This is a genomic window from Paenibacillus sp. FSL R5-0701, from assembly GCF_037973995.1.
In the GTDB taxonomy this organism is placed as follows: domain Bacteria; phylum Bacillota; class Bacilli; order Paenibacillales; family Paenibacillaceae; genus Paenibacillus.
Window position 1 is genome coordinate 4,382,995 of record NZ_CP150230.1, and the last position, 25,116, is coordinate 4,408,110.

Sequence of the window (25,116 nt, forward strand, 5' to 3'; positions counted from 1 at the left end):
ATGGGCTTTGAAAAGATTACATTGGAACACAAACGTCAGGTCCTTGAAGAACTGGCTGATATTAAAGCGTTGTTCGCCAGTCGTAACTGGTTCCCCGGAACAAGTGGCAATCTGTCAATGCGTGTAGGAGACTTTGACCCGGAGCAATTTTATTTTGCGGTTACCGCCTCAGGCAAAGACAAATCTCTTCGCACACCGGAAGACTTCCTTTTTGTGGACAAACACGGCAAAGCGATTGAGACAACAACGTTGAAACCAAGTGCCGAAACGTTGATTCACTGTGAAATCTATCGTTTGACCGGTTGTGGTGCTGTATTCCACGTGCATACCGTGTTTAACAACCTGATTAGCGAATTCTTTGGAGCAGATGGACACGTACCGATTCAAGGAATTGAATTGATCAAGGCTTTTAACATCTGGGAAGAAAATGCGGAGATTCGTGTACCCGTCCTGCCTAACTTTGCAGATATTCCATCTATCGCTGAATTGGTGCCAGGTGTACTTGATGCCAACGTACCAGGAATTTTGCTGCGTAACCACGGCATATATGCGTGGGGCAAGGATGCTTTTGAAGCGAAACGTCATCTGGAGGCTTTCGAATTCCTATTCGAAGTGATGTACCGTCAACTTCTCCTGAAGGGTGCTACGAAATAGCAATCATTTATTCGAAATCAAAGCTGGACAACCAAAAACACGCCAGAGGCTGGTATACATAAGCCTTTGGCGTGTTTTTGTTGTGGGATAACAGCGATTGAAAGGTAGCTCTGTCATCGTATTGTCAGTGTAAATAATCTCCAATTCAACTTGGATCGTAAATTACAGTCGATCATCCCGATCCTTGAATAAAAAGAGACTGTCTGCTCCCTCATCATTTCGATGAGCAGCACTATGGATACCCGTCCCCCTCTGCTTGCCAAACAGCAGCTTCAAGCCGCCAAAAATGAGCAGCAAGGATACAATGACGGTGTTCAGATAGGAACGGATCTCATACGTCATGAATGCATTAGGGAAGAGCTCATTCAGCTGTGGAATGACAAGACGGATCGCCAGGTAATATAGACCCAGCGCGGCAATCCCGAATCCAATCAGACGCTGATGGCGGGCCCAGTCCTTGAAGATCGGTTGATCAACCAAAGGCTCGCGTCCATAGCGACTGGAACACTGTAGCCCGTCAAAGAAGCTGTAGAACCAGATCAACGGAATCATGAACAGGAACACCGATAAATGAAGCAGGTCCAGAATATAGATGCTTGCAAGGAACAGGAACATTAATTGCATGCCTCTTTTTTGCAATCCCAGATAGAGATGACCCGCACCTGGAAAAGCGGAAAGCAGCGTTGCAAGCACTTTGCTACGTCGTCCGGCTACTCTGCCCATCTCCAATTCTTCGAATAATGTCCGATCCTGCAACACCTCACCAGCCTGCTTACGGTGGACATGTTGCACCGCATCAAACATGCAGTATACCCAAATTACTGGAAGAATGAGTAAGAACATTAGAAACACCGATTCATTGGTGATCGAAGCTACAAAAACCATCATGGCAAATGAACCAAAGAACGCCATCAGAAACGACAATCCGCGATGCAACAATCCCAGATGAAGGTGTCCCAATCCCGGAACAAATGAGAGCAAAATGGTGAAGAATCGTTCACCCTCACTGCCTTTTTGGTACATGGGTTGACCATAGGGCCCCTCTGGATGGCCATATTCACCACCTGGATGTTGATGTAGCTCATCTTCATTCATCTGCTCCATAGGCCCTTGTTGACCCATGTATGCTCCCTGGTAGGCTGCTCCTTGGTGTGGAGGAGCTCCATAAGGCGCACCGTATCCCCTATAATGAGCATCTCGTGCAGAAGGCGCACGGAGTAGAACAATAATCATGTCCAGCATACTGATCCCCCAGAAAAAAGCGGCAAAAAGTGCACCGATAATCATTAAATCTTGATCATTAGTGACCATTGCTAGCATAAAAGAGCCAACAGCTGTTCCGAAGAAAAGCAATGGATAAATCACAGCCCTTGCGGCCCGTCCCCAATACATGAAACCGAGACCTGGTATCAGGTTTAATAGAAATGCGAGTAATTTGTTACGATCTGAGTGCACAGTCGTCATCCTTTCTTTTCAGGCAATGCGAAACTATTTATGGTTTAGGCTTGAAGTTATCCAGCCATGAAGTGGCTGCCTCCGTCCATTTCTCGGTAAAAGACCCTCTGTGGTCGCCATCCTGGAACTTGTGATATGGTGCTACCTTGTCAAAAAGTCCAGACGAGAGGAAGATCAATGTCAAACAGGCCGCTACCGCGTAATGGAACACTTTATGATCAAGCCAGCGCCGGTTTCGCCCAGCACGGGATTTGCGTTGTACCTTGGGTGATTGAATGCCCTCAATCCGATGCATGACTGAATCCGCAAACCCTGTTGGGTCATGTAGCGGAGGCAGTTCTCCATGGATACCAAGCGCTTCCAGATAGATGTCCATCGCATCCGGATCTTCCATCAGAAGCTGTTCCATTTGGTTCGCTTGAGTTTCACTCATATGGCCTTCAATATATTCAGTCCATTGCGCAGCGGTATACTTCTCCTGTTTACTCATACCATTCATCCTCCTTCCAATGTTTTCGAATCCACTGCCGGGCACGATACAAGCGGGATTCCACAGTCTTCACAGCCACCTGTGCATCACTGGCAATCTGCTCATAATTTTTTTCGCTTAGATAATACGCAGTGATAATGTCACGATGTTGAGCAGGCAACTGATTAATTCGCTCGCGAAGTTTATCCTGACGTTCTTCACGAACGAGACGGGTAAGAACGTCTTCATCCCGTCCGGGCATATTGATTATTTTTTCTTCTCCACCCAGATCCTCAGCAGTTCGTCTGCCCAGCTTGCGTTTGGCATCAATCGCTTTGTGAAAGGCAATTCGGGTTAACCACGTTTTGAAACCTTCAGAACGGTAGTCGGGGAGAGACTTATACATCTGTATGAACGCCTCCTGAGCTGCATCCTGTGCTTCCTGATCGTTCCTGAGTACGGAATAGGCCACATGGTATACATGCTGGCTATATTTATCAATCAGAGTACGCATCTGGGATGTATCTCCTTGACGGATTTGTTCGATTACGCGCGCTTCATCAATAACTCTCCCCTCCTCTCCAATACTATAGACGACAGCTTGTGTGTTAACCCCTGCGTGATCCATCAAATTTTTGTAAAACAAAATGAAATCATTGCCTGAAAGGTTGATGTTGCTGATCACTCATCCAATCTTTAATCCAAAAAAACAGGCACAGAATGACTTCTGGCCTGTTTCTTGTCCCTGTCTACGCTGGAATTAACGTCCACCATTACGAAACCGCTGTGTGTACGCCTTCGCGTCTTGAACGGTCTTGACACGATTGCGACTCCACTCAAGCAGGATTCGATCGATATACCGGAAATGTACTTTGCCTGCAAAAACCGCTTCCTTCAGAGCCATGAGAATCAATTCCTCTTGATAACGGTCCTGATCCAACCAGCCGGATATCGTCTCGCACTCCATTGGCGAGAGCGGACGTCCGAATTCTTTTTCGAAAATGGAGAACATGTTCCGTTCTTCCTCTTCTTTTTGAACACTGTTCGAATCTTGACGTGCTGTATTGCTGCGCTGCTGCTCCGCACGGAATGCGGCTACTTCTTCAGCAGTACATGCTGCAAGCTTGGCATATAATCCATGTAAATCATATCGCTCGTACTGGATGTCCCGTTCTTCGTCACGGTGCTCGTCAATAGCAATATACCCATCCCTCATCAGACGTTGCAACATTCTGGCAATGCCTTCAGGTGCAAGCCCCATGCGCGCCGCAAGCTCTTCAAGCGTGGGAAACTCATTGAACTCTGCCTGACGGAACCCTAACAGTTGAATCAGAAGAAGCACTTCTGCATCTGATAGGCCAAGCTGGTGATAATAACGTAACAAGGCATACGGCAGATGGGCTGTACCCGAAGTCATGCCATAAGCTGCTCCATCCAACCAAGCTTTGGATGTGGTGTCTTCCATAGACGCTCCCCGGTTAAGCATTAAGGGTACAGACGATAGAGCATACGTGGGAATGCGATTGTTTCACGTACATGATCCAAACCACAGATCCATGCTACCGTCCGCTCCAATCCCAGACCGAAACCGGAGTGAGGAACCGATCCGTATTTACGCAAATCCAGATACCATTGGTAAGCTTCATCCGAGAGATTGTGCTCCTCAAAACGTTGTTGCATCAATTCCGGATCATCGATACGTTGCGAACCGCCAATAATCTCTCCGTAGCCTTCTGGTGCAATCATATCCGCACAGAGGACAACTTCAGGACGATTCGGATCTGGTTTCATATAAAATGCCTTGATTCCAGCAGGGTAATGCGTGATAAAGACCGGTGTATTGTACTTCTCAGCAATTGCTGTTTCGTGTGGTGCACCAAAGTCTTCTCCCCAAGGAATATCAAAGCCTTGTCCATGCAGGAACTCAATTGCTTCATCATACGTAATTCGTGGGAATGGCGCTACGATGCCTTCGAGTTTGGATACGTCACGACCGATAGATTCCAGTTCTGCACGGCAGTTTTTCACCACGGATTGAACGACATGAGCGATAAATTTCTCTTGTACACGCAGACTCTCCTCGTGATCTACAAATGCCATTTCCGGCTCAATCATCCAGAACTCAATCAAGTGACGACGTGTTTTGGACTTCTCTGCACGGAATGTTGGACCGAAGGAATATACCTTGCCCAGCGCCATGGCTGCAGCTTCCATATACAATTGACCACTTTGTGTCAGATAAGCATCTTCATCAAAGTATTTGATGTGGAACAGGTTAGTTGTTCCTTCCGCAGACGATGGTGTCAAAATAGGAGGATCAACTTGTGTGAATCCGTTACCATCAAAGAACTGCTGAACAGCGCGAATAATCTCTGCACGAATCACCATAACAGCACGCTGCTTCGTGGAACGAAGCCACAGATGACGATGATCCATCAAGAAATCAACACCATGCTCTTTAGGCGTAATTGGATAGTTTTCAGTCAGGTGAATGATCTCAACCCCTGTAACAGTCATCTCGTAACCAGACGCACTGCGAGGTTCTTCACGAATAATACCTGTAACATACAAAGAGCTTTCTTGAGTCAGGCTTTTGGCATTGTTCCAGATCTCTTCACTAACTTCACTTTTTACAACAACCCCTTGGATATATCCGGTTCCATCACGCAGCTGCAAAAACTGAATTTTACCGCTGGAACGTTTGTTGTTAATCCAGGCACCGATTGTTACGGTTTCGCCCACATGCTCGTTCACATTACGAATTACACAATTCGTATTCATGCCCATATCTCCCCTTGGTTCCTGAATTTGAAAATGCAGCGGGCAGGCTTATGCCTGTCCTCTGCACTTCCTTGTCATTCTATATTTACTTTACAGTTAGATTACTGAGAATTCAATACGATTCGGTGTGTATCACGTGCAATGACCAATTCTTCGTTTGTTGGCACAACGAGAACTTCCACTTTGGAGTTCGCTGTTGTGATCCGGCGTGGTTCGCCAGAACGAATGGCATTCAGCGCTTCATCCAGTTCAACACCCAGATAAGTGAGCTGCTCACATACTTTTTGGCGAAGTACAACGGAGTTCTCACCTACACCAGCCGTAAAGACGATCACGTCTACACCGTTCATTGCAGCTGCATATGATCCGATGTATTTACGCAGACGGTACTCGTACATTTCAAAAGCAAGTGTGGAGTTGGCATCGCCATTCTCCATACCTTCCGTAATCTCACGCATGTCACTGCTGATTCCGGAGATCGCAAGCAATCCACTGTGTTTGTTCAACATGGAGTTCACTTCGCTTACGCTCAGTTCTTCCTTGTTCATTACATAAGGTACGATGGCTGGGTCAAGGTCACCAGAACGTGTTCCCATCATCAGTCCTTCAAGCGGAGTCATACCCATCGAAGTATCCACGGATACGCCACCTTTAACTGCTGTTACACTACCACCGTTACCGACGTGACAAGTGATAATTTTCAGATCTTCCACTGGACGATCCAGATATTCAGCAGCTGCCTTGCTTACGAAATCATGGGAAGTACCATGTGCGCCGTAGCGACGTACTTTATATTTTTTGTAAAGCACACGCGGAATAGCATACAGATAAGCTTTTTCCGGCATCGTCTGATGGAACGCTGTATCAAAGACCATAACCTGTGGCACACCAGGCATATTTAATTCGGCCGCACGAATACCCATCATTGCTGCAGGGTTATGAAGTGGAGCCAAGTCGAACAAACGACGAATTTCAGCTTTAGCAGCATCATCTACCAATGCAGATTCTTTAAATGCTTCACCACCGTGAACAACACGGTGTCCAACAGCTTGAATTTCACTTACAGAATCCAGTACACCATTTTCTTTGTGAGTCAAAATATCAATGACTTTACGGATCGCTGTTGTATGCTCCAGAATTTCACTAACTTCTGTAACATCCTCACGGCCTGTCGGTTTGTGTGTCAGAATGGAGGAATCCATTCCGATCCGCTCTACCAGACCTTTAGCCAGTACAGATTCGTCAGTCATATTATACAGTTGATATTTGAGCGAGGAACTCCCCGCATTAATTACGAGTACTTTCACAGTCGGTCACCATCCTTGTCGTACTTGAAGAATCCTTCGCCTGTTTTGGCACCCAGGTGTCCTGCACGCACCATTTTCTTCAGGACTGTAGAAGGACGATATTTCAATTCTCCGAATTCACGGAACATTCTTTCGAGTGCAGCTTCAACAGAATCCAATCCGAAACGGTCAGCCATTTCGAGTGGTCCATGTTGGAAGTTGTATCCGATACGCATTGCGTCATCGATATCTTCAGCAGATGCAACACCTTCTTGCAATACATGCAACGCTTCGTTAATCAGCAGGCAGATCAAGCGGGAAGTTACGAATCCAGGGGATTCATAAATCATGACTCCTTTTTTGTCCGCTACTTCTTCAACAAAACGTCTGGTCTCTTCGAATGTTGTATCCGAAGTTTTCAGTCCACGAATAATCTCTACAAGATCAACCCGGGATACCGGGTGAATAAAGTGCATACCAATAACACGCTCTGGGTATTTGGTCGAGCTTGCAAGCTCGGTCAAACTCAGCGTGGATGTATTACTTGCAAGAATGACATTGCTTGGACAAACTTGGTCCAGTTGGCTGAATACTGCTTTTTTCGCATCCAGATCCTCTGAAATCGTCTCAATGACCATGTCGCAAGTTCCAAGTTCAGCTAAATGAGCTACCTTGGTAATACGGGAAAGAATCAATTTCTTCTCCGCTTTTGTAATCGCCCATTTCTCCAGTTGTTTATCCAGATTGGTTTCGATCATGTCATATGCATGATCCAGCTTTTGTGTTGTATGCTCCACGAGAAGCACATCAAGTCCTTTGGCTGCGAGCATCTGGGAAATACCTTGCCCCATCGTACCGCCGCCGACAACTCCTATTTTTTTGAAAAACATGGTTCTGCTCCATCCTTTCGGTTCTCTATTTCTCTATTGTACCCTGTTCGCCGAAAATTACAAATTTCGACCCAACATATAATAATATCTTAGCACGAGTGAAATGTAAAAAAAAATAACCAGCATAAATAAATTATGCTGGTAGAAGGGCACTGTCACGAAATTGACAACGAAATTGTTCGCCAGACAAAACTTCCTCACGGATCAAGATGTCGAGTGAATTGTCGAAAATTGTCCGTTGTGCTTCAAGCAACTGCTTCGTCTGTTCCATCAGTTCTTGCAGAATTAATTTATTCTCTCGCATCAGTTCCTCGGTTGTGACCATATCCATGTTCACAATCCCAAGTGAAGTCAACCCCGAAGCCATCATCGTCTGAACAACATTGGTTGCCTGATCAAAGTCATTGCGTGACCCTGTGGAACGACCACCGTAGTACATTTCCTCCGCAGCTGCTCCTCCGAGTGCAATCATGATCTGCTCTTCCAGGAAGCGCTTCGTATAAAGGAACTGTTCCTGTTGCGGGTTATGACGTACATATCCCAGCGCCTGACCACGCGGACTAAGTGCCACCTGACTAACACTGCCTGGACGAACGAGTTCAGCCATAATGGCATGTCCCAACTCATGAATGGCGACCCTTTTCTTCTCTTCCACGCTGGACTCACGGTCTGTCTTCTCACCCATCATGACTTTATCAATAGCCAGGGACAAATGCCGCTGTTCAATGTTTAACAGCCCGTCTCTCATGGCGTATATTGCTGCTTCGTTCATCACACTTTCGAGCTGTGCACCGGAGAAACCATATGATTCTTCCGCTGTTTTCTCCAGATTAACTTCCTTCAACAGAGGTTTGTTCACCGCATGCAGTTCCAGGATATGCTTTCTGCCCTTTTTGTCAGGCAAGTCCACTTGAATGTGGCGGTCAAAACGTCCCGGTCGCGTCAGGGCGCTATCCAGCATCTCTTTACGGTTCGTTGCAGCGATAACCAGAATTCTTGGCGTATCGGAAGAATAGATTCCGTCCATTTCCGTCAGGAGCTGATTGAGGGTCTGATCATATTCACGCTGTTGACCACCCTCACGTTTCCCCCCGATGACATCGATTTCATCGATAAAGATAATAGCGTTTTCCTTATTTTCCTTGGTGGCACGGGTTCTTGCGTCCTTGAACAAATCCCGAATTCTGCTGGCACCCACACCAACATACATTTCCACGAACTCACTACCCGATGCTGCTACAAAAATAGAATCGGTGTAATGGGCAGCAGCCTTGGCCATCAACGTTTTCCCTGTCCCTGGAGGGCCCGTCAGCAAAATCCCTTTTAACGGGCGAATCCCGAACTTCCGGATTTCTTCATGTTTGATCAGAAAGTCAAGCGCTTCACGCAATTCCTGCTTAGCACTGTCTTGTCCGCCAATTTCTTCAAAAGTAAGCTTGGAAGGTCCTTTTTTCTTCCGTTTACGTTCCTGTGCAGCGCCTACTGTAATCCCGCCACGCATTTGCATCATGAACAGCAAAGCTCCGATAAGCACTGCTGCAATCAGGATCGGAACAATATTAACACCAGTAAAAGCAAGGAAAATAATCAATACGGGAAAAAATCCGATGGCAACTTCTTTTGTCCACTTAGGCATTAGGCCACACTCCTATCTGACCGGGCACACGCGGCAGAATAATAAACTTGCTGGCATCTCCGTCTCTGAGACTGACATATACATTGTTGTCATCCATCGCTGTATTTACCTTCATTCCATTCGTCGCCATCTTTGACAACGTTGGTGTAATCTCGGTGTATTGCTTGTTCTCCATCGCCTGAGCTACGGTGAACATCGCATCCCCCCACCAACTTTCCAGCGCTTCACTGGAATGATCCACAACATCCAACTTTAGTGAGCGTGTTCCAATCAGGGTCTGTCCTTCTTTGTGAATATATTGTACCAGTCTGCCCAAATCAACATCAGGTTGCAGATCCAGTTTCAATTGTACATCATTGCGGTTAATAGTTAATTGAACGTCATTGACTCCATCGTACTGGGTAACCATCTTTTCAATCGGATTCTGCACGGCCACTTGACGATATACAAACCAACCTCCAAACAACACAACGGCTGAAATGACGGCAGTTATAGCAATAGGCAATACTTTTAGCTTCAAGTGAATTACCCCTCCCAGAATTTGGCCCAACTTACTGGCTTATTGGTATATACGAATATGTGCACATTGACTCCTGCGAGAATTTCGACAGGATTATTTGTTTTTGAATGTAACTTTGAGTACATATCTGAGTATATCACATCGTATATACAATTTCGAAGGCGAAAATATGAATAAATTATTAATTTTAACTATTTAAATCAAATATGTTTACAGGCAACACAAAGAACCGGTTCAGTCGGATATCCGTCTGCCGGTTCTTTCATTTCTTTAAATTCTCTAGTTATGTCACTCTATTTGTTCTAGCTGTTCGGGAGTGTGTAGATCAGGTCCACCTGTTCTCCATTGCTAAAACGATAAAAGCGATAGTGGTTATGCGTACCGTCTTTATAATACACTTGCCACACATATATTCCATTCACAACTCCGGGCATGATTCGCTTAATCTCGCCGGCAGGAACCTCAGAACTGAAGCGATTGCGTATCTGCGCTTCGGACATACCATTCTGTAGCAATTCACTGTGTACAGCGTTTGCACCCGTAGCAGGTTGATTGTTTGCGTCGAACTTAACCCAGACCATAACATCCTGGTTATCCTTGTTTTTGCCGATCAGGGTCCAGTAGATGTTGTCAGAGCCTTCTTTGTCTCCCCAGATGTACTTGCGCAATTCATCATAGGATGTAATGCCCAGTTGCTTCTGTGCTGCCTGTATAGCGAGCGCTTCTTCCTTGCGCTGGTCCTGCGTGACATAGACGTAATAACGCTGAAGTCCAAACAGAATCAGAACCAGTGCAAGCAGCGAAATCCATATCCACTTCTTTTTTTTCTTCAAAAGCCGAACTTCCTTTCCCTATGATGCTGTCCTGCAATTAACGAGCAAGCAGACCATCAAATGCCAATTGAGACTCCCGCAAAATGCGTTCTTCATCCAGCGTAAGACATTCGCCATGTTTCACCACTTGTTTTCCATCCACCCATACGTGCTCAACATCTTTGGCAGAAGCCGAGTAGATCGCATGTGAGATCAGGTCTGTATGTGGATAGAAATGTGCCTGTTCAATGTCCAAGGCGATAAAGTCAGCCTTCATGCCGACCTGGAGTGCTCCGGTATTGTTCAAGAAGATAGATTTGGCACCGTATGACGTTCCGAGTAGTAACGCTTCGCCTGCTGGCACTGCCGTCGGGTCACCAGATACACCTTTGTGGATCAATGCAGCCAGTCTCATTTCCTCGAACATATCCAGGTTGTTGTTGCTTGCCGGTCCGTCTGTTCCGAGTGACACGGTAACTCCTGCTTTCAGCAACGCAGGTACCCGCGCAACACCGGAAGCGAGTTTCAGGTTACTTCCCGGGTTATGGGATACAGCCACATCATGACGGGCCAGAATCTCAATCTCTTCGTCATTCAGATGCACCGCATGTGCAACCAGGGATGGACGAGAGAAAAAGCCCAGTTTCTCCAGATGTGCCACAGGACGCAGTCCATAATCAGCCACGTTCTGCTCGACTTCACGAAGCGTTTCCGACATATGTGTATGAAGGGGAAGGTTTAGGTCGTTCGCGACCTGCACAAGCTTCTCTATGTAGTCAGGAGGGCATGTATATGGTGCATGTGGCGAGATTACAGCTGTTATACGACCATCTGCCTGTCCATTCCACTCACGTGCAAACGCTGCCGACTCCTCCAGCTTCCGCAATTGCTCTTCTTCCGAGCACAGCCCGATTACACCACGTGCCAGTGCTGCTCTAACGCCGGATTGCTCCACAACTTTGGCCACTTGATCCATGTGATCGTACATGTCCAGGAAAGCTGTAGTTCCGCCTTTCAACATTTCAAGCACCGATAGCGAAGTTCCCCAATATACGTCTTCTGAAGTCAATTTTGCTTCCATCGGCCACATTTTTTCCTGCAACCATACTTGCAACGCAAGATCGTCTCCGTGCCCTCTGAGCAACGACATTGCTGCATGACCATGCGTATTGATCAGACCCGGCAGGAAGAACAATCCTTTTCCATCCACTTTGGTACAATTTTTGTCTTCATCCGGCAATGTCTCACCAATATGCACAATCTTGTCATTCTCAACAACCATGTATCCTTGAACCACGTTCCATGTTGCGCCTTCATTAACGGCAAATTTGCCGTTGTGGATTACCCATCTATTTGTTGTCATCTTCCTCGTCGTCCTTTCCAGTCTCCAAGTAATAGGCCAAACTAAGCAGATCCGTAGTAAAGTCAGCATGGTGAATGCGGATATGCGGCGGTGTTTTTAGAATTGTTGGTGCAAAATTAAGGATCGCTTCGATTCCGGATTCAATAAGCTGATCGGCTACATTTTGGGCTTCCGTATCCGGAACCGTGATAATTCCGATGCGGATGTTATCCGTTTTAACCGCCTCCGTCAATTCATCCATTGGTTTTACTGTCAAACTGTTGATTTGACTACCAATCTTCGGTCCATATGCATCAAATACAGCAACAATCTTCATGTTGTCTTTCAGATATGCGTTGTAGTTGGACAAGGCTTGACCTAGATTACCCGCGCCTACCAGAGCTACATTAATTTGCTGATCAATCTTGAGAATGTGACGAATTTTCTCGATCAAATAGGATACATCATACCCGATCCCTTTACGACCAAAATCACCGAAGTAAGCCAGGTCTTTACGAATTTGGGCCGGATTCAGGTCCAGCCTCTGTCCAAGCTCTTGAGAAGAAACAGTAGCCACCTCACGCTGATGCAACTCGTTCAAATAACGCAAGTATACAGGCAGACGTCGTACCACCGCTTCCGAAATTTTATCCGATTTCATTCTTGCTCCCCCTTACCAAGGCCACGATAAAATAATAGATGAAAAGATGAGCATTCTGTATAAACTCAAAGATAAACGTGACATTTTATACAGAATGCTCCTTGTAATTTAGGTTATAAGTTCTTACGTGCAACTGCTTTAATCGGATACGGAAATATCTAATAAAGTTTAACGCCAAACGATAGTGTCATGCAATGATGTAACGAACAAAACAACCATTATTTTTGTTCATTAGCAGATTTTTCCAACCACTCGGTAATTCGTGGAACCATCTGCTCCGTGAGCATGTGTTCCATTTTGGGACCAGGTAATGAATATAAAAAGAATTTACCATAGTACGCTTCAATCACCCGTGTATCATAAACAATGACAATTCCTCTGTCCTTCGCTGTACGCACCAACCGGCCAAATCCCTGTTTGAAACGAATGACCGCTTGCGGCACGGACAGTTTCATGAACGGATTTTTCTTCTGTTCCTGAAGCAGCTCACTCTTGGCTTCCACCAACGGATGATTCGGTGGCTGGAAAGGCAGTCGAACAATAGCGAGACAGGTTAGGGCCTCTCCCGGGATATCTACACCCTCCCAGAAGCTGCTTGTGCCCAAAAGTACCGTTGCTTTGGCATCTTGGAACCTGCGAGTCAATTTGGAACGACTTCCACTGTCAACGCCTTGCCCAAGCAACGAGATGTCGTTACCAGATAGCGCCTCCTTCAGCGGATCATAGACCTGTCGCAGCATCTTGTATGAAGTAAACAGAACCATCATGCGTCCACGCGTGGCAATTGCCGTCTCTGCGAGTGATTGCACCAGCATATTAACAAAGTGCGCATCACCCACACTTCCCTTCACACTTGGGAAATCACGCGGAATCACCAGAAGTGCCTGATCGCGATAGTTGAAAGGTGATGGCAGCATCGACGTTAACAGCCGATTATTCTCGGAAGCTTCCTGCAAGCCAAGCTGTTCAATCATGAACTGGAATGACTTATCCACAGAGAGCGTAGCCGATGTAAGCACAACACTTTTCTTTTTGTCAAAAAACAAATCCTTAAGCTGTGCACTGACATCTACAGGTACGGCATACAGCTGGAGAGATTTACTGCGGAACTGGCCGCTGGCTTCCATCCAGTACACCGTTTTGGCGTCATCCATACGCATGAAGAAACGTAGATTCTCCTTCAATGTGGTCAGATCTTTCAGCAATCCTGTAATGTCTGTGATCAGACTATCCGATTGATAATCATCCTGATCTTCTTTCACCTCAAGCAGCAATTTGTCCCCTTTGCGAACCAAATCGCCCAGAGTCACATAGATCTGGTTCTCCAGATCCTGCAACTCCTGCCATTTCGCAGGTTTCTGAGATGCTTTCAGACGCAGTGAAAATTGCCCCGTTTCTCCCGGTGAAGCATCACTTCGTTCAGGCAACAGACCGAACAAGGCATCGCTCATACGATCCCACAGCTCCTTAACTTCAAGAGCGAGCGGGAACATCTGATCCACCATGGAGCCCCATTGCACCGAATTTTCATGCCCGGATAACTGGGAACGAAGCATAGGCAGCTGACCATTACGACTGTCTTTAAATAGGCGGGTCAGTGTATGAACCAAGGTGAAATATTTCATATGCATTCCAAGATGTTTACCAGCGACATCCTCCAGATGATGTGCCTCGTCGATCACAAGACTCTCATAGGCTGGCAGCAGCTGATGCGCGGCTTTCACATCCGTAAATAATTTGGAGTGATTGGTGATTACGATATCAGACAACCCTGCCTCATGTTTGGCACGATGGTAGAAACATTTGCGGAACCATGGACATGATCTTCCCAGACAAGACTCAGATTCGCTCTGTACCGTCTCCCAGAAGTCCCCTCCGCGTCCGCTAAGGTTAAGTTCCTCATCATCTCCGGTTTCGGTCTGCGTAAGCCAGACAATCATCTGAGCTGCTGTGAAATAATCCTCTTTGGGTGTGGCGAACTCACGTTTATTGATTTTGTGTTCAAATTTTCGCAGGCACAGGTAATGTCCACGCCCTTTGAAGACAGCAGCCTTAAACGGGAACGGAACCACTTGGGTCAGCATCGGAATGTCTCGCTCTCTCAATTGCTCCTGCAGATTGATTGTATGCGTGCTAACCATAACTTTCTGTTCTTGCTTCACACTTTCGTAAATAGCAGGCAAGAGATAACCCAGAGATTTACCAGTGCCTGTTCCTGCTTCGATCAAGAGATGTTTTTCTTCATCCAGGGCTTGCCTTACACTGCTGAACATCTGAGTCTGCGCTTCACGCTCCTCGTAATGATCCAGCGTATCCTTCAGGTTCTCCCGAACCTGGTCCATAAACTGTTCGAAGCTTACACCATCAAGGGGGTTAGCCTCCCGCTCATCGCGTGGTGCACCTATATCAGTCCAATCACTTACATTAAGAGCAAGCTGACGATAATAGGTATGTCCGTCCAGGTCCTGAATCGGCTCTGCTTCCTTCTCACTGCGCATTCCGTCCAAAAACCAACCCAAGTCACTGTCTTCTGGTGAAAACAGGTCACTGAGGCGCTGAATCGTTATGAGCGGTAATTCCTTTAACTCATCCAGACACTTGAGCAATACATAGGCTGTCGCCAGTGCATCACTGTCTGCCTGGTGAGGGCGATCATGTTGAAATCCAAATTCGGAAGACACATAACCGAGTTGATAAGAACCCAGTGATGGGAATGTGATCTTCAGAAAATCAATCGTGTCCAGAATGCGGCCAGTGAACGGCAAATAACCGCAACGGTCGAGAGCATTCTGCAAAAAGTGAAAATCAAAAGCGACGTTGTGTCCAACAAGCACCACATCATTAAGCAGCGGAACCATCTCCATCATCATCTCTTCGAGTGAAGGAGCGTCCGCCACATCTTCATCGGTAATACCCGTTAACCCCGAAATAAACGGGGGAATCGGTACACCAGGGTTCACATAAGAACTATATATTTGAGTTATGCTGTAGTCATGATCTATGATGGCAAGTCCGGCCTGTATAATCTCACCGTCGGACTGCGTGCCGGTTGTTTCGAAATCCAATACGGCAAATTTCATTGCAATGTACGGTCCCTTCCATTCCAGTCTATGTTACAGCATAGCAAAAAAAAGGGGATTTGAAAATTAACTGACAAAAAAGCGGTGTCCCCGCCGCTATGCCAAAGGAGGGAACACCGTTTTTTGTCGCCGAATTCCCGCTTAATGAAGGGTCGTCAGCTGATTAGCATATTGCAATTTTCCCCTGTTCAACCTGCAAGCTTCCATGTTGTACAGTGGTTCGGTCAATGTCGGGTCATACTGAAGGGCCTGTGCAAAGAGTGAACATGCAGCTTCGGGATTCGCAAGCTTGGCTTGAATACAGCCCAGGGCGTTACATACAAGCCCTTTTAAGCGAGGCGAACCCTTAAGATACATGATCTGCTGCAAATGTGTCCCGGCTTCCGCCATTTGTTCCAGATTCAGATACGCGAGCGCCAGGTAAAAACGAGTCAATGCACTCTCCGGATGGTCGGTCACAACCCGGGAGAACTGCATGATCGCCTGCGGATACATCTGTAATTTGAAATAGCCCTGACCTCGACTGAAACATTCCAGATGGAGTTCAGGTAGAGCGGTAACAGCTTCCTGTTCCGGCTCAAGGGAAGCAGGCTTATCCATCTCCCGCTCCCTTACCTGGCTCATCTTTTCTTCAAACATCAGCCATTCATCCAGCATTCCGTCACTCATCCGCTTAAGCAAGTTCCACTTTTGCAGCAATTCTTGTTTGTTCAGGCCTTCAGCGGAAGGATAGCTCTTGATAATTTCATCTAACATGTCGTTCATTTCTGCGAAAACATGCTGGAACATCGATGCATCCCCACCCTTGAAAAAATGGATTAGTGCAGTGACCTGTACTCATTTTTTGCTTCAAGGGCCGATTTCATTCTCCTTACCAGTCGATTACATAATTGTTGCGTGGACTTCCTGTTTCATCGTTTGTACAGGTTTATTCTGTCCATCTACAAATACAACGGTTGGTTTGTGAGTATTTGCCTCTTCTTGCGACATCATGGCGTAAGAAATGATAATGACGTTATCTCCAGGCTGCACCAGACGTGCAGCTGCGCCGTTAAGACATATGACCCCGCTTCCGCGTGGTCCTGGAATCACATAAGTTTCCAGACGTGCACCATTGTTGTTGTTCACAATTTGCACTTTTTCGTTTTCCATCAAGTCGGATGTTTCCATCAAGTCTTCATCTATGGTAATGCTACCCACATAGTTCAAATTGGCTTCCGTTACCGTAGCCCGGTGGATTTTGGATTTCATCAGTGTTCTAAACATGAGACAGTACCTCCGATTTTTGCAACCTTATATTGTCAATCAATCTTGTTTTTCCAAATTTCACCGCAAGTGCGATGAGCAGATCGTCACGTCCTTGAACTTCTTCCTGATCTGCGAGCGGCTCCAGACTTGGAAAAGCCTGAATCTCGGCGTAGTCGATAACAGCAAGCGGTGAGCTTGCAATCTGCTCGCGCAGAATACGACGGATATCTGCGGCGTTTATAGCTACACCTGTATCTGCCGCTTCTTGAGCTGCACACAGTGCCTTCGACAGAACTAAAGCCTGATTACGCTGTTCTTCGCTAAGATAGACATTACGTGAACTGAGGGCAAGACCATCCTCTTCGCGAACAATCGGACAAGGTACAATTTCTACAGGCATATTCAAATCATTCACCATCTGTTGAATGACCGCAACCTGCTGAGCGTCTTTCATTCCAAAAAATGCACGCTGTGGCTGTACAATGTTAAACAGTTTGGAGACTACGGTCGTTACCCCGTCAAAATGCCCCGGACGGGAAGCGCCACATAGGCGCTCCGTCAGTTTGGAGACAGATACCGTCGTTTGCGTTGCCTGTGGATACATCTCTTCAACAGAGGGAATAAATACGATATCCACTCCTTGTGAACGTGCTGTCTCCACATCTCTGGCTTCATCCCGCGGATAGCTGTCAAAATCTTCATTAGGTCCAAATTGAATTGGATTAACAAATATGCTTAATACCACGATATCGCTCTGTTGTCTGGCTGCCTGCATCAAGCTTGCATGACCTTGATGAAGATAACCCATTGTTGGTACCAGACCTACAACGGACGCACTGGACCGAATCGCTTGACGCTTCAAGCTTAGTTCCTGTCTTAACTCTGCGATTGTCCGTAATACTTTCATGAGTTATTCCCCACCTTTTCCTTGCGTTGTCCGCCGTACAGTTGATCCAGAACACCATCCGCAGCATTGAATACATGCTCTTCGGCCGGGAACGAACGATCTTTCACTTCTTTTACGTAAGCTTCGATACTGGTTCTGATTAATGTACCCACATCTCCATAGGTTTTGACAAATCGTTTGGGCGTATACGGAGAGGCGTATTGAACCACATCGTGGAATACCAGTACCTGACCATCACAACCTCGTCCTGCTCCAATTCCGATGGTTGGGATGGACAGTTCCTCCGAAATCGCCCGTGCAACTTCTTCCGTAACCAGTTCAAGCACAATGCCAAACGCGCCTGCAGCTTCCAGAGCTTTGGCTTCGTCCATCAGACGTTTTGCATCCGCTGCATCCTTGCCCTGAATGCGGTAACCACCAATCTGATTAACCGATTGAGGTGTCAGTCCAATATGTCCAAGAACAGGCACGCCTGCTTGCACGACTGCTCTGACGGTGTCCGCTATCTCGACTCCGCCTTCCATTTTAACCGCATGGGCTTGCCCCTCCTGCATCAGTCGACGTACACCCTTAAGCGTCTCATCCACGCTGCCATGATAGGTCATAAAAGGCATATCAGCCACAATAAACGTTTTCTCGGCCCCGCGCACTACGGAACGTGTATGGTATACCATGTCGTCGATGGTCACCGGAAGCGTCGAGTTATAACCCAGTACTACATTACCAAGTGAGTCACCAACCAGGATCAGATCGATACCTGCTTCCTCTGCGAGGAGCGCCGTTGGATAATCGTAAGCCGTGATCATGGTAAGTGGCACGCCATCCTGCTTATATTTTTTCATTTTCACAATATTCATCGCTTGTTTGTTCGCCATTTTCTCTCATGGCTCCTTTCTTCTTTTCAAATAAACGCAACAAAAAAACCTTTTAGTTTTCCACTAAAAAGTCCCGAAAAGTCAAAAAAGAGTCACTTGCGATCGTCCCTTCTGTCTCGGTCCTCTTCGGCTCAGAGCAGAATCCAACAACTCACTTAAACGTATTTCATTCTTGCACTGCGGTCTGCTTATATAAAACCATTCAAGCAGAACAAAGGTTACTGTTACGGGAGTGCAATTCGGTCTGCATTAGCCGATATCGCCTCACGAACACAGTATACCAAAGTTCTGCTCAAACTTCACGTCTTATGTTCATTTTACCAGTGAAAATTCGACAAATTGTTTATGATTTCCAGGAAATCTCACCAGAGATGATTAGTGTATGTTCTCCATCGTGCTTCTCCACGATAAGTGCTCCCGAAGGGTCAAGACCGATGGCCTTCCCTTCAATGACACCATGAGGATTCGTCACAGTAATCTCTCGATTCATCGATACGGACAGGGCCTCCCATAGTGCTGAGATCACGCCGAATCCTTCTTTTTGATACAAATAATACAACTGTTCAAGCTCCGTCAAAATGGCAGCCGTTAGTTTGGTTCGATCAACAGATTGACCCGTCTCCATCTTGAGCGAAGTAGCTATAGTTGTAAGATCTTCCGGATAATCCTCTGGATCAAAATTCACGTCAACACCTATACCTGCAATACAGTATCTGACTTCATGATCTTCCACCGTGGATTCAAGCAATATGCCACATACCTTGCGTCCATCAATCAACAGATCATTTGGCCATTTGATGCCTGCATCAGCTCCTGAACAAGCTCGAACGGCACGACATACAGCCACTCCTGTTAATAAAGTTAGCTGCGGCGTGTGCTGAAGTGGTAGATCAGGACGTAACAGAACACTCATCCAGATTCCTTTACCCGGAGGAGAGAACCACTGTCGACCAAAACGTCCTCTTCCTCCTGTTTGTTCTTCCGCAATGACCACAGCACCTTCTGCCTGCCCTTGCTCAGCTAGCTTGAGAACATCCCCTTGCGTAGACAGGGTCGAAGTCAACAAAACAGCCTTACGGCCAAATACGGTTGTATCCAGTGCCAATTGGAGGGCAGTAGCGTCAATGCTATCCGGCTTCGTTACCAGACGGTATCCTTTGCGGGATACGGCTTCAAACTCATAACCCATGTCTCGCAACTTGTTCACATGTTTCCACACAGCGGTCCGACTGATGGACAGATTACGGCTGATCTCTTCACCCGATACGAATCGTCCTTCTGCATTTAATAACATATGTAACAGATCTTCATGTTTGGTCATCTTGAACCACCCGCTTCACTTCTGCACTTAGTGCTGCATGCTGATTCGCTATCGTTCCAATCGCTGTTTCTCGTAACAAATGTTTCATCAGTTGACCCAGCCAAGGTCCGCCTTTGCGCTGTACCATTTGTAACACTTGTTCCCCTGTGATATCCAGCTCTTTCAAGTCATGCACAGGGATCGATTGACTCCATTCGCCGGCAAGCTCTTGAACCAAAACAACCTGCGTTTCTGCCTGTTCGGACTGATTCCGCCATCCTGCTGGCAGTGCAGACTGTATTCGAAGCCAATCATCCACCGCCTGAACGCCACAAGCCAGAACAGTAACGATCCAATCGGAACGAAGACTGACCATATCCTTCTGCTCCTGAACGGAAGTATGAATCAACTGTTCCACCTGAAGGACCCCTGTTATTCGAGAACGATGTTCATTGGAAAATGTCCACTGACGTAATAATACATCTGCTTCATCCTTGCTATAACCACCAGCAATCAGGATGAGTGACCAGCGGAGCAACACATGCTCACCTGACAATTGTTCCAGATCAGATAACAACGTCTTGTTAAAACGAGCCGAGCTAACCGGCGCTTTGATGTGCGCAAGCGCATCACTTCTGTATAACAGCTCCACCCCTCTTAAAGGGTGCGGTCCCGACATCATTTTTACCATCTCGGTGCGTACCCGTTCCATTGCTATATGTTGAAGCAGGTCTTTCTGCCTTACAAGACCTTTCCACGTGTTATGGGCTATTTTGAAATCAAATACAGAAGCAAACCTAACACAGCGGAGCATGCGCAGTGCATCTTCACCAAATCGTTCCATCGCAGAACCTACACATCTGACTCGCTCTTCCTTGATATCTGCCTGCCCACCGAAAGGGTCAACAATTGTCCCAGTGACGTCCATGGCAAGAGCGTTCATCGTGAAATCACGCCGCTGTAAGTCTTCCTTGATATCCTGAACAAATTGAACCGCAGCAGGTCTGCGGTTATCCTGATATTCGGATTCTGTTCGAAATGTGGTCACTTCAAAGTAATAACCGCCTGAACGAACGGTAATCGTACCGTGTTGCAGACCTGTAGGAATACAATCGTGAAACAGTTCCATGACTTGCTCAGGAGAAGCAGATGTCGTGATATCCATATCGTCTACAACTCGTCCCAGCAATTCGTCACGAACGCAACCACCTACCCAATATGCCTTGTAGCCATGTTTGTTTAATGTTTTGAGTACATTCTCACTTTGCATTGCCATTTCATGATCTACCTGTGTCCATTGAACCACCACATATCACCTCTTCTCTTGCCTGTTGTGGTATGCACAGTATGATTTCGTCAAAGAAATGATTAACCGCAAACCGGCTTCAGATTCGGAACTTCCCTTCCCAACACCCGGTAATATATCTGTTCATATTCGTGCCGAATGGCATCATTGCAAAAGTCGTGATGCGCGCGCTGAAGACATGCTTCCCTGAACTCCGCAGCCAAACGATCGTCCGTCAACAAACGGATGGTGTTCTCGGCCATGGATTGTGTATCCCCGATCGCGGATAAATACCCCGTTTTACCATGTAAGACCAGTTCCGGAATTCCTCCGGCCTGTGAACCGATCGTCGGTACGCCACAAGCCATTGCTTCGAGCGCCACAAGTCCGAAACTCTCCTTCTCCGATGGAAGCATCAACACGTCTGCCATGGAAATGACCTGAGCAATGTCATCCTGTTTGCCAAGGAAATGAACTTTATCATTCAAGCCGAGATCATTAATTTTCCATTGCATCTTCGGCAAATCTGGTCCTTCACCGACAAATAACAGTTTGGCAGGAACCTGCTCCTGGACCTGACGGAAGACCTCTACCACATCTTGAGTTCTCTTCACCGGTCTGAAATTGGAGATGTGCATTAATATTTTTTCGTCGGGCGTAGCAAAGTCTCTTCGCAGACTGGCAGCATCCCGCGGATAATATATTCGTTTGTCAATGAAATTATAGGTTAGATCGATTGGGCGCTGAATATCCAGCAATTCGACCGTTTCCCGAATCAAATCTTGTGATACGGCAGTAACCGCGTCACTTTCATTAATGGCTAGACGGATCAGATCCTTCAGAGATTCATCCTGAGCCAGAACCGTAATATCCGTTCCGTGCAAGGTGGTAACCACTTTAAGACCGTCTCCTACCATCTGTTTCGCAAGAAAAGCACATACTGCGTGTGGCACGGCATAATGAACATGCAGCAGATCCAGCTGCTGTGACTTAGCCACCTGAGCCATCTTTGTTGCCAGTGACAGGTCATACGGAGGGTAACGGAAAACATAATAATCATTTACTTCAACTTCATGATAGAAAATATTTTTCTGGAACGTACCCAGTCTGAACGGGATACTGTTGGCAATAAAATGAACCTGATGCCCCTGTTCGGCAAGTAATTTGCCCAGCTCCGTTGCGACAACGCCAGACCCGCCGAGGGACGGATAACAGGTGATGCCGATTTTTAGCTTTTTATCCATCCTGTGGACGCTCCTTTGATCTCCCGCTTCATGCAGGTTGATATAATGCAATGGAATAATGAAACCCTTCGTTTCATTAAACGTAAAATGTGAAATCGCTTATTGGGCACCCGGGCCAAATTGATGAACCACGTAAGGTGTAATTGTAGCAAAACCTTCTGCAAACGGGATGAGACTGCGTTGTCCGAGCAAGGAATCACGGGCTCTTACACGTTCAATATACCCTTGATTCAATGGCGTCGAGACCGCTCCGTCTCCCAGTTCGAATTGGGAACGATAAGAGAGCAATGATGTTTCTTTTTGCTCATAGTGTTCCGTAATATCAACAATCAAATCCGTAGGCCCGATGTCATTAATAAAGTAAAAATAAAGTTCCTTCACCTGCACGGCAGGCATGTCCGGCATGTAGTTGCGAAGCTTGGCGTTAAATACAGCCTCCTGCACAAGCTTACTGCAATTGACATGATCCGGATGACGATCTTCCCAGTACGGAGCAAATACCATCCGAGGGGCATGACGTCGTATCTCAGCCGTCACCGCCTGTACATGTTCAGGCGTAAGATATAAACCACGATCAGGAAGCCCCAGATTCGTTCGACACGAAAGACCGAGGACGCGGGAGGCTTGCTCCGCTTCCTCGGTTCTGCGCTCTACTGTTCCGTTGGAAGACATCTCAGCACGAGTCAGATCACACACGCCTACTTTCAAGCCAGCAGCGGTATGTTTGGCAATCGTTCCACCCATACCAATCTCCGCATCGTCTGCATGTGCTCCAAAGATGAGAATATCCAGACTCATTCGGAATCACCCGAATTCAATCCAGCCTCCGGCTTGTATTTATGTACCAGCTCTCTCCAGGCAAAATCGCCACGATCCAGAGCCTTAACCAGAATCTCAGCGGTTGCGATATTGGTGGCAAGTGGAATTCCCTGCACATCACAAAGACGCAGCAACGCATTAATATCCGGCTCGTGAGGTTGTGCCATCAGTGGATCGCGCAGGAAAATAATCAGATCCATCTCATTTTGCGCAACCAAAGCTCCAATCTGCTGATCTCCGCCCAGTGGGCCTGATTCGAATCGATGAATCTTCAGAGACGTTCCTTCCATAATACGAAGGCCTGTTGTTCCTGTAGAATATAATTGATGGTCCGTAAAAACAGGCTCATATGCCGTCACGAAGTTAACCATCTCTTCTTTTTTACGATCATGGGCGATAAATGCTATTTTCAACATGACAATCTCCTTTAGTCGATAAAGTGGTCAAATCCGTAGATCATTCCTGTATATTCCATAACCTTTTGCACACCAATCTTAACACCAGGCATATAACCTGCGCGCTCATAGGAGTCATGCCGAATTTTGAGAGACTGTCCATAGTCTCCGAAAACAACTTCCTGCTGCGCGAATACGCCAGGCAATCGTACACTGTGAATTCGGAAGCCGTTGTAATAACCGCCGCGTGATCCTTCAATCGTTTCTTCCTCATTCGGATTACCCTGACGAAGTTCTTCCCGATTGGCAGCAATCAGTTCGGCAGTTTTGATCGCAGTTCCGGAAGGAGCATCCAGCTTCTGATCCCCGTGATATTCGATAATCTCCACATTTGGCATATGTTTGGCAGCCTGCGCTGCGAATCGCATCATCAGAATGGCACCAATCGAGAAGTTAGGGGCAATAAGCCCTCCAATTCCTTTGTCCTGGCATTGCTTGTCCAACTGTTCAATCTGCTCCGGCGTAAAGCCGGTAACACCCATGACAGGTCTGACTCCATGACGGATCGCGATTTCGGTATGTGTAAAAGCATATTGCGGCACTGTAAAATCAACCATAACCTGAGGTTTTGTTTCGGCAAAAGCCATTTCGATATCATCAGTCACCAGCACCCCGCACGCTGGCAAACCAACAAGGGTTCCTGCATCCGTGCCTGCTCCGGAGCGGTTGACAGCCGCTGCAAGCTCCAATTCCGGGTCCTGAAGTACCAATTTCACAACTTCACGGCCCATACGGCCAGCCGCTCCGATCACGGCAACTCTGATTACTTCACTCATATTGACTGCATCTCCTCACTATGTTGGATCATATCGTAGAATCCATTTCAACTCGAAAGAAATCTTTGCAAAATGAATTCTTTATTGAATGGATTTCATACGTTGCTTGATTTCCTGTAACATCTGATGCAGTTGCCCATTCTGCGGGTCCAGCAAAATTGCCTCACGTAGCGCCTGAATTGCATAGTCAAATTCATTCAAATCACTGTAAGCCAGCGCAAGCATAACATGAGCCTCCACTGAGAGCGGATCAAGTTTGACCGCTTCTTGCAGAAGCGTAGACGCTTCCACGTAACGCTCCTGTGTTGCAATACCCGCCTGCTCCAACAGCAACTTCGCTCTGGAGGTCAATTCTTTTGCTTCCAACGTCTGCAGATGCAAAATATACTCTTCTGTTCCTGGCGACAGTTCAACCGCCTTGCGCGCATATTCAAGCGCTGGAACCAGATGCTTGCTGCGGGCGTGTGTAATGGAACAGCGATAATATAACTCCGCATGTTTTGGATGAGCGTGAATGGCTGACTCGAACCAACGAATCGCCTGCTCAAAATCATTTTGCAATATACAGCGGTAAGCCTGCTGCATATATTCTTCCGGTTTCATCATTAAGCTGACCCTCCC

The 25,116-nt window shown here is 46.7% G+C and carries 25 protein-coding genes; 1 reads left to right on the forward strand and 24 read right to left on the reverse strand.

Features of this window, described 5'->3' with window-relative positions; genetic code table 11:
* Positions 1–654: a methylthioribulose 1-phosphate dehydratase gene (locus MKZ13_RS19190; protein WP_036607600.1), complete on the forward strand. Its 654-nt coding sequence runs from the start codon at positions 1–3 to the stop codon at positions 652–654.
* A 162-nt stretch (positions 655–816) separates the two neighbouring features.
* On the opposite strand, the gene MKZ13_RS19195 is transcribed toward MKZ13_RS19190, so the two are convergent.
* The 24 genes from MKZ13_RS19195 to MKZ13_RS19310 form a co-directional block, all read right to left on the reverse strand.
* A complete protein-coding gene (locus MKZ13_RS19195) occupies positions 817–2,109 on the reverse strand; it encodes a multi-tm2 domain protein (protein ID WP_339177446.1) in 1,293 nt (430 codons plus the stop codon).
* Between the two features lie 37 nt (positions 2,110–2,146).
* On the reverse strand, positions 2,147–2,599 hold the full coding sequence (locus MKZ13_RS19200) for a hypothetical protein (protein WP_339177448.1): 453 nt from the start codon (positions 2,597–2,599) through the stop codon (positions 2,147–2,149).
* Positions 2,592–3,206: an RNA polymerase sigma factor gene (locus MKZ13_RS19205; protein WP_339177451.1), complete on the reverse strand. Its 615-nt coding sequence runs from the start codon at positions 3,204–3,206 to the stop codon at positions 2,592–2,594. Before MKZ13_RS19205 ends, MKZ13_RS19200 begins: the two co-directional genes overlap by 8 nt.
* Positions 3,207–3,338: 132 nt before the next feature.
* The gene (locus MKZ13_RS19210; protein ID WP_221820358.1) at positions 3,339–4,043 is read right to left on the reverse strand and encodes a DnaD domain-containing protein; all 705 of its coding nucleotides are present in this window, start codon (positions 4,041–4,043) and stop codon (positions 3,339–3,341) included.
* A gap of 20 nt (positions 4,044–4,063) precedes the next feature.
* Positions 4,064–5,359 (reverse strand): asparagine--tRNA ligase, encoded by a 1,296-nt coding sequence (asnS, locus tag MKZ13_RS19215; RefSeq protein WP_017687752.1) that lies wholly within the window; start codon positions 5,357–5,359, stop codon positions 4,064–4,066.
* A 101-nt stretch (positions 5,360–5,460) separates the two neighbouring features.
* Positions 5,461–6,666, reverse strand: a complete 1,206-nt coding sequence (locus MKZ13_RS19220) for an acetate kinase (protein WP_036671987.1) — start codon at positions 6,664–6,666, stop codon at positions 5,461–5,463.
* Positions 6,663–7,535, reverse strand: coding sequence for a 3-hydroxyacyl-CoA dehydrogenase NAD-binding domain-containing protein (locus MKZ13_RS19225; protein WP_017687750.1), 873 nt, complete (start codon positions 7,533–7,535; stop codon positions 6,663–6,665). Before MKZ13_RS19225 ends, MKZ13_RS19220 begins: the two co-directional genes overlap by 4 nt.
* 133 nt (positions 7,536–7,668) lie before the next feature.
* Positions 7,669–9,171, reverse strand: coding sequence for an AAA family ATPase (locus MKZ13_RS19230; RefSeq protein ID WP_339177456.1), 1,503 nt, complete (start codon positions 9,169–9,171; stop codon positions 7,669–7,671).
* The gene (locus tag MKZ13_RS19235; RefSeq protein WP_100527246.1) at positions 9,164–9,691 is read right to left on the reverse strand and encodes a hypothetical protein; all 528 of its coding nucleotides are present in this window, start codon (positions 9,689–9,691) and stop codon (positions 9,164–9,166) included. Before MKZ13_RS19235 ends, MKZ13_RS19230 begins: the two co-directional genes overlap by 8 nt.
* A 302-nt stretch (positions 9,692–9,993) precedes the next feature.
* Complete coding sequence (locus MKZ13_RS19240) at positions 9,994–10,524, reverse strand: DUF5590 domain-containing protein (RefSeq protein ID WP_339177460.1); 531 nt, start codon at positions 10,522–10,524, stop codon at positions 9,994–9,996.
* Between the two features lie 37 nt (positions 10,525–10,561).
* Positions 10,562–11,866: an amidohydrolase gene (locus MKZ13_RS19245; RefSeq protein ID WP_339177462.1), complete on the reverse strand. Its 1,305-nt coding sequence runs from the start codon at positions 11,864–11,866 to the stop codon at positions 10,562–10,564.
* A complete protein-coding gene (locus tag MKZ13_RS19250) occupies positions 11,853–12,506 on the reverse strand; it encodes a redox-sensing transcriptional repressor Rex (RefSeq protein WP_076209939.1) in 654 nt (217 codons plus the stop codon). The genes MKZ13_RS19245 and MKZ13_RS19250 overlap by 14 nt, the downstream gene beginning before the upstream one ends.
* 218 nt (positions 12,507–12,724) lie before the next feature.
* The gene (gene dinG / locus MKZ13_RS19255; RefSeq protein ID WP_339177465.1) at positions 12,725–15,586 is read right to left on the reverse strand and encodes an ATP-dependent DNA helicase DinG; all 2,862 of its coding nucleotides are present in this window, start codon (positions 15,584–15,586) and stop codon (positions 12,725–12,727) included.
* 141 nt (positions 15,587–15,727) lie between these two features.
* A complete protein-coding gene (locus tag MKZ13_RS19260) occupies positions 15,728–16,342 on the reverse strand; it encodes a tetratricopeptide repeat protein (RefSeq protein ID WP_339177468.1) in 615 nt (204 codons plus the stop codon).
* 126 nt (positions 16,343–16,468) lie between these two features.
* Positions 16,469–16,852, reverse strand: a complete 384-nt coding sequence (gene panD, locus MKZ13_RS19265) for an aspartate 1-decarboxylase (RefSeq protein WP_017687742.1) — start codon at positions 16,850–16,852, stop codon at positions 16,469–16,471.
* Positions 16,845–17,741 carry a pantoate--beta-alanine ligase gene (panC, locus tag MKZ13_RS19270; protein WP_339177471.1) on the reverse strand — a complete coding sequence of 299 codons (897 nt, stop codon included), beginning with the start codon at positions 17,739–17,741 and terminating at the stop codon, positions 16,845–16,847. Before panC ends, panD begins: the two co-directional genes overlap by 8 nt.
* The gene (gene panB / locus MKZ13_RS19275; RefSeq protein WP_339177473.1) at positions 17,738–18,616 is read right to left on the reverse strand and encodes a 3-methyl-2-oxobutanoate hydroxymethyltransferase; all 879 of its coding nucleotides are present in this window, start codon (positions 18,614–18,616) and stop codon (positions 17,738–17,740) included. The genes panC and panB overlap by 4 nt, the downstream gene beginning before the upstream one ends.
* A 343-nt stretch (positions 18,617–18,959) precedes the next feature.
* The gene (locus MKZ13_RS19280) at positions 18,960–19,937 is read right to left on the reverse strand and encodes a biotin--[acetyl-CoA-carboxylase] ligase (RefSeq protein WP_237174721.1); all 978 of its coding nucleotides are present in this window, start codon (positions 19,935–19,937) and stop codon (positions 18,960–18,962) included.
* Positions 19,924–21,222 (reverse strand): CCA tRNA nucleotidyltransferase, encoded by a 1,299-nt coding sequence (locus MKZ13_RS19285; protein ID WP_339177476.1) that lies wholly within the window; start codon positions 21,220–21,222, stop codon positions 19,924–19,926. Before MKZ13_RS19285 ends, MKZ13_RS19280 begins: the two co-directional genes overlap by 14 nt.
* 62 nt (positions 21,223–21,284) lie before the next feature.
* Positions 21,285–22,445: an N-acetyl-alpha-D-glucosaminyl L-malate synthase BshA gene (bshA, locus tag MKZ13_RS19290; RefSeq protein WP_036672009.1), complete on the reverse strand. Its 1,161-nt coding sequence runs from the start codon at positions 22,443–22,445 to the stop codon at positions 21,285–21,287.
* A 99-nt stretch (positions 22,446–22,544) separates the two neighbouring features.
* Positions 22,545–23,243: a bacillithiol biosynthesis deacetylase BshB1 gene (gene bshB1 / locus MKZ13_RS19295; RefSeq protein ID WP_237174719.1), complete on the reverse strand. Its 699-nt coding sequence runs from the start codon at positions 23,241–23,243 to the stop codon at positions 22,545–22,547.
* Complete coding sequence (gene mgsA / locus MKZ13_RS19300) at positions 23,240–23,680, reverse strand: methylglyoxal synthase (RefSeq protein WP_017687735.1); 441 nt, start codon at positions 23,678–23,680, stop codon at positions 23,240–23,242. Before mgsA ends, bshB1 begins: the two co-directional genes overlap by 4 nt.
* A gap of 11 nt (positions 23,681–23,691) precedes the next feature.
* Positions 23,692–24,495 (reverse strand): 4-hydroxy-tetrahydrodipicolinate reductase, encoded by an 804-nt coding sequence (gene dapB / locus MKZ13_RS19305; RefSeq protein WP_076209932.1) that lies wholly within the window; start codon positions 24,493–24,495, stop codon positions 23,692–23,694.
* Between the two features lie 81 nt (positions 24,496–24,576).
* Positions 24,577–25,101: a tetratricopeptide repeat protein gene (locus MKZ13_RS19310; RefSeq protein ID WP_091028965.1), complete on the reverse strand. Its 525-nt coding sequence runs from the start codon at positions 25,099–25,101 to the stop codon at positions 24,577–24,579.
* Positions 25,102–25,116: the final 15 nt, after the last annotated feature.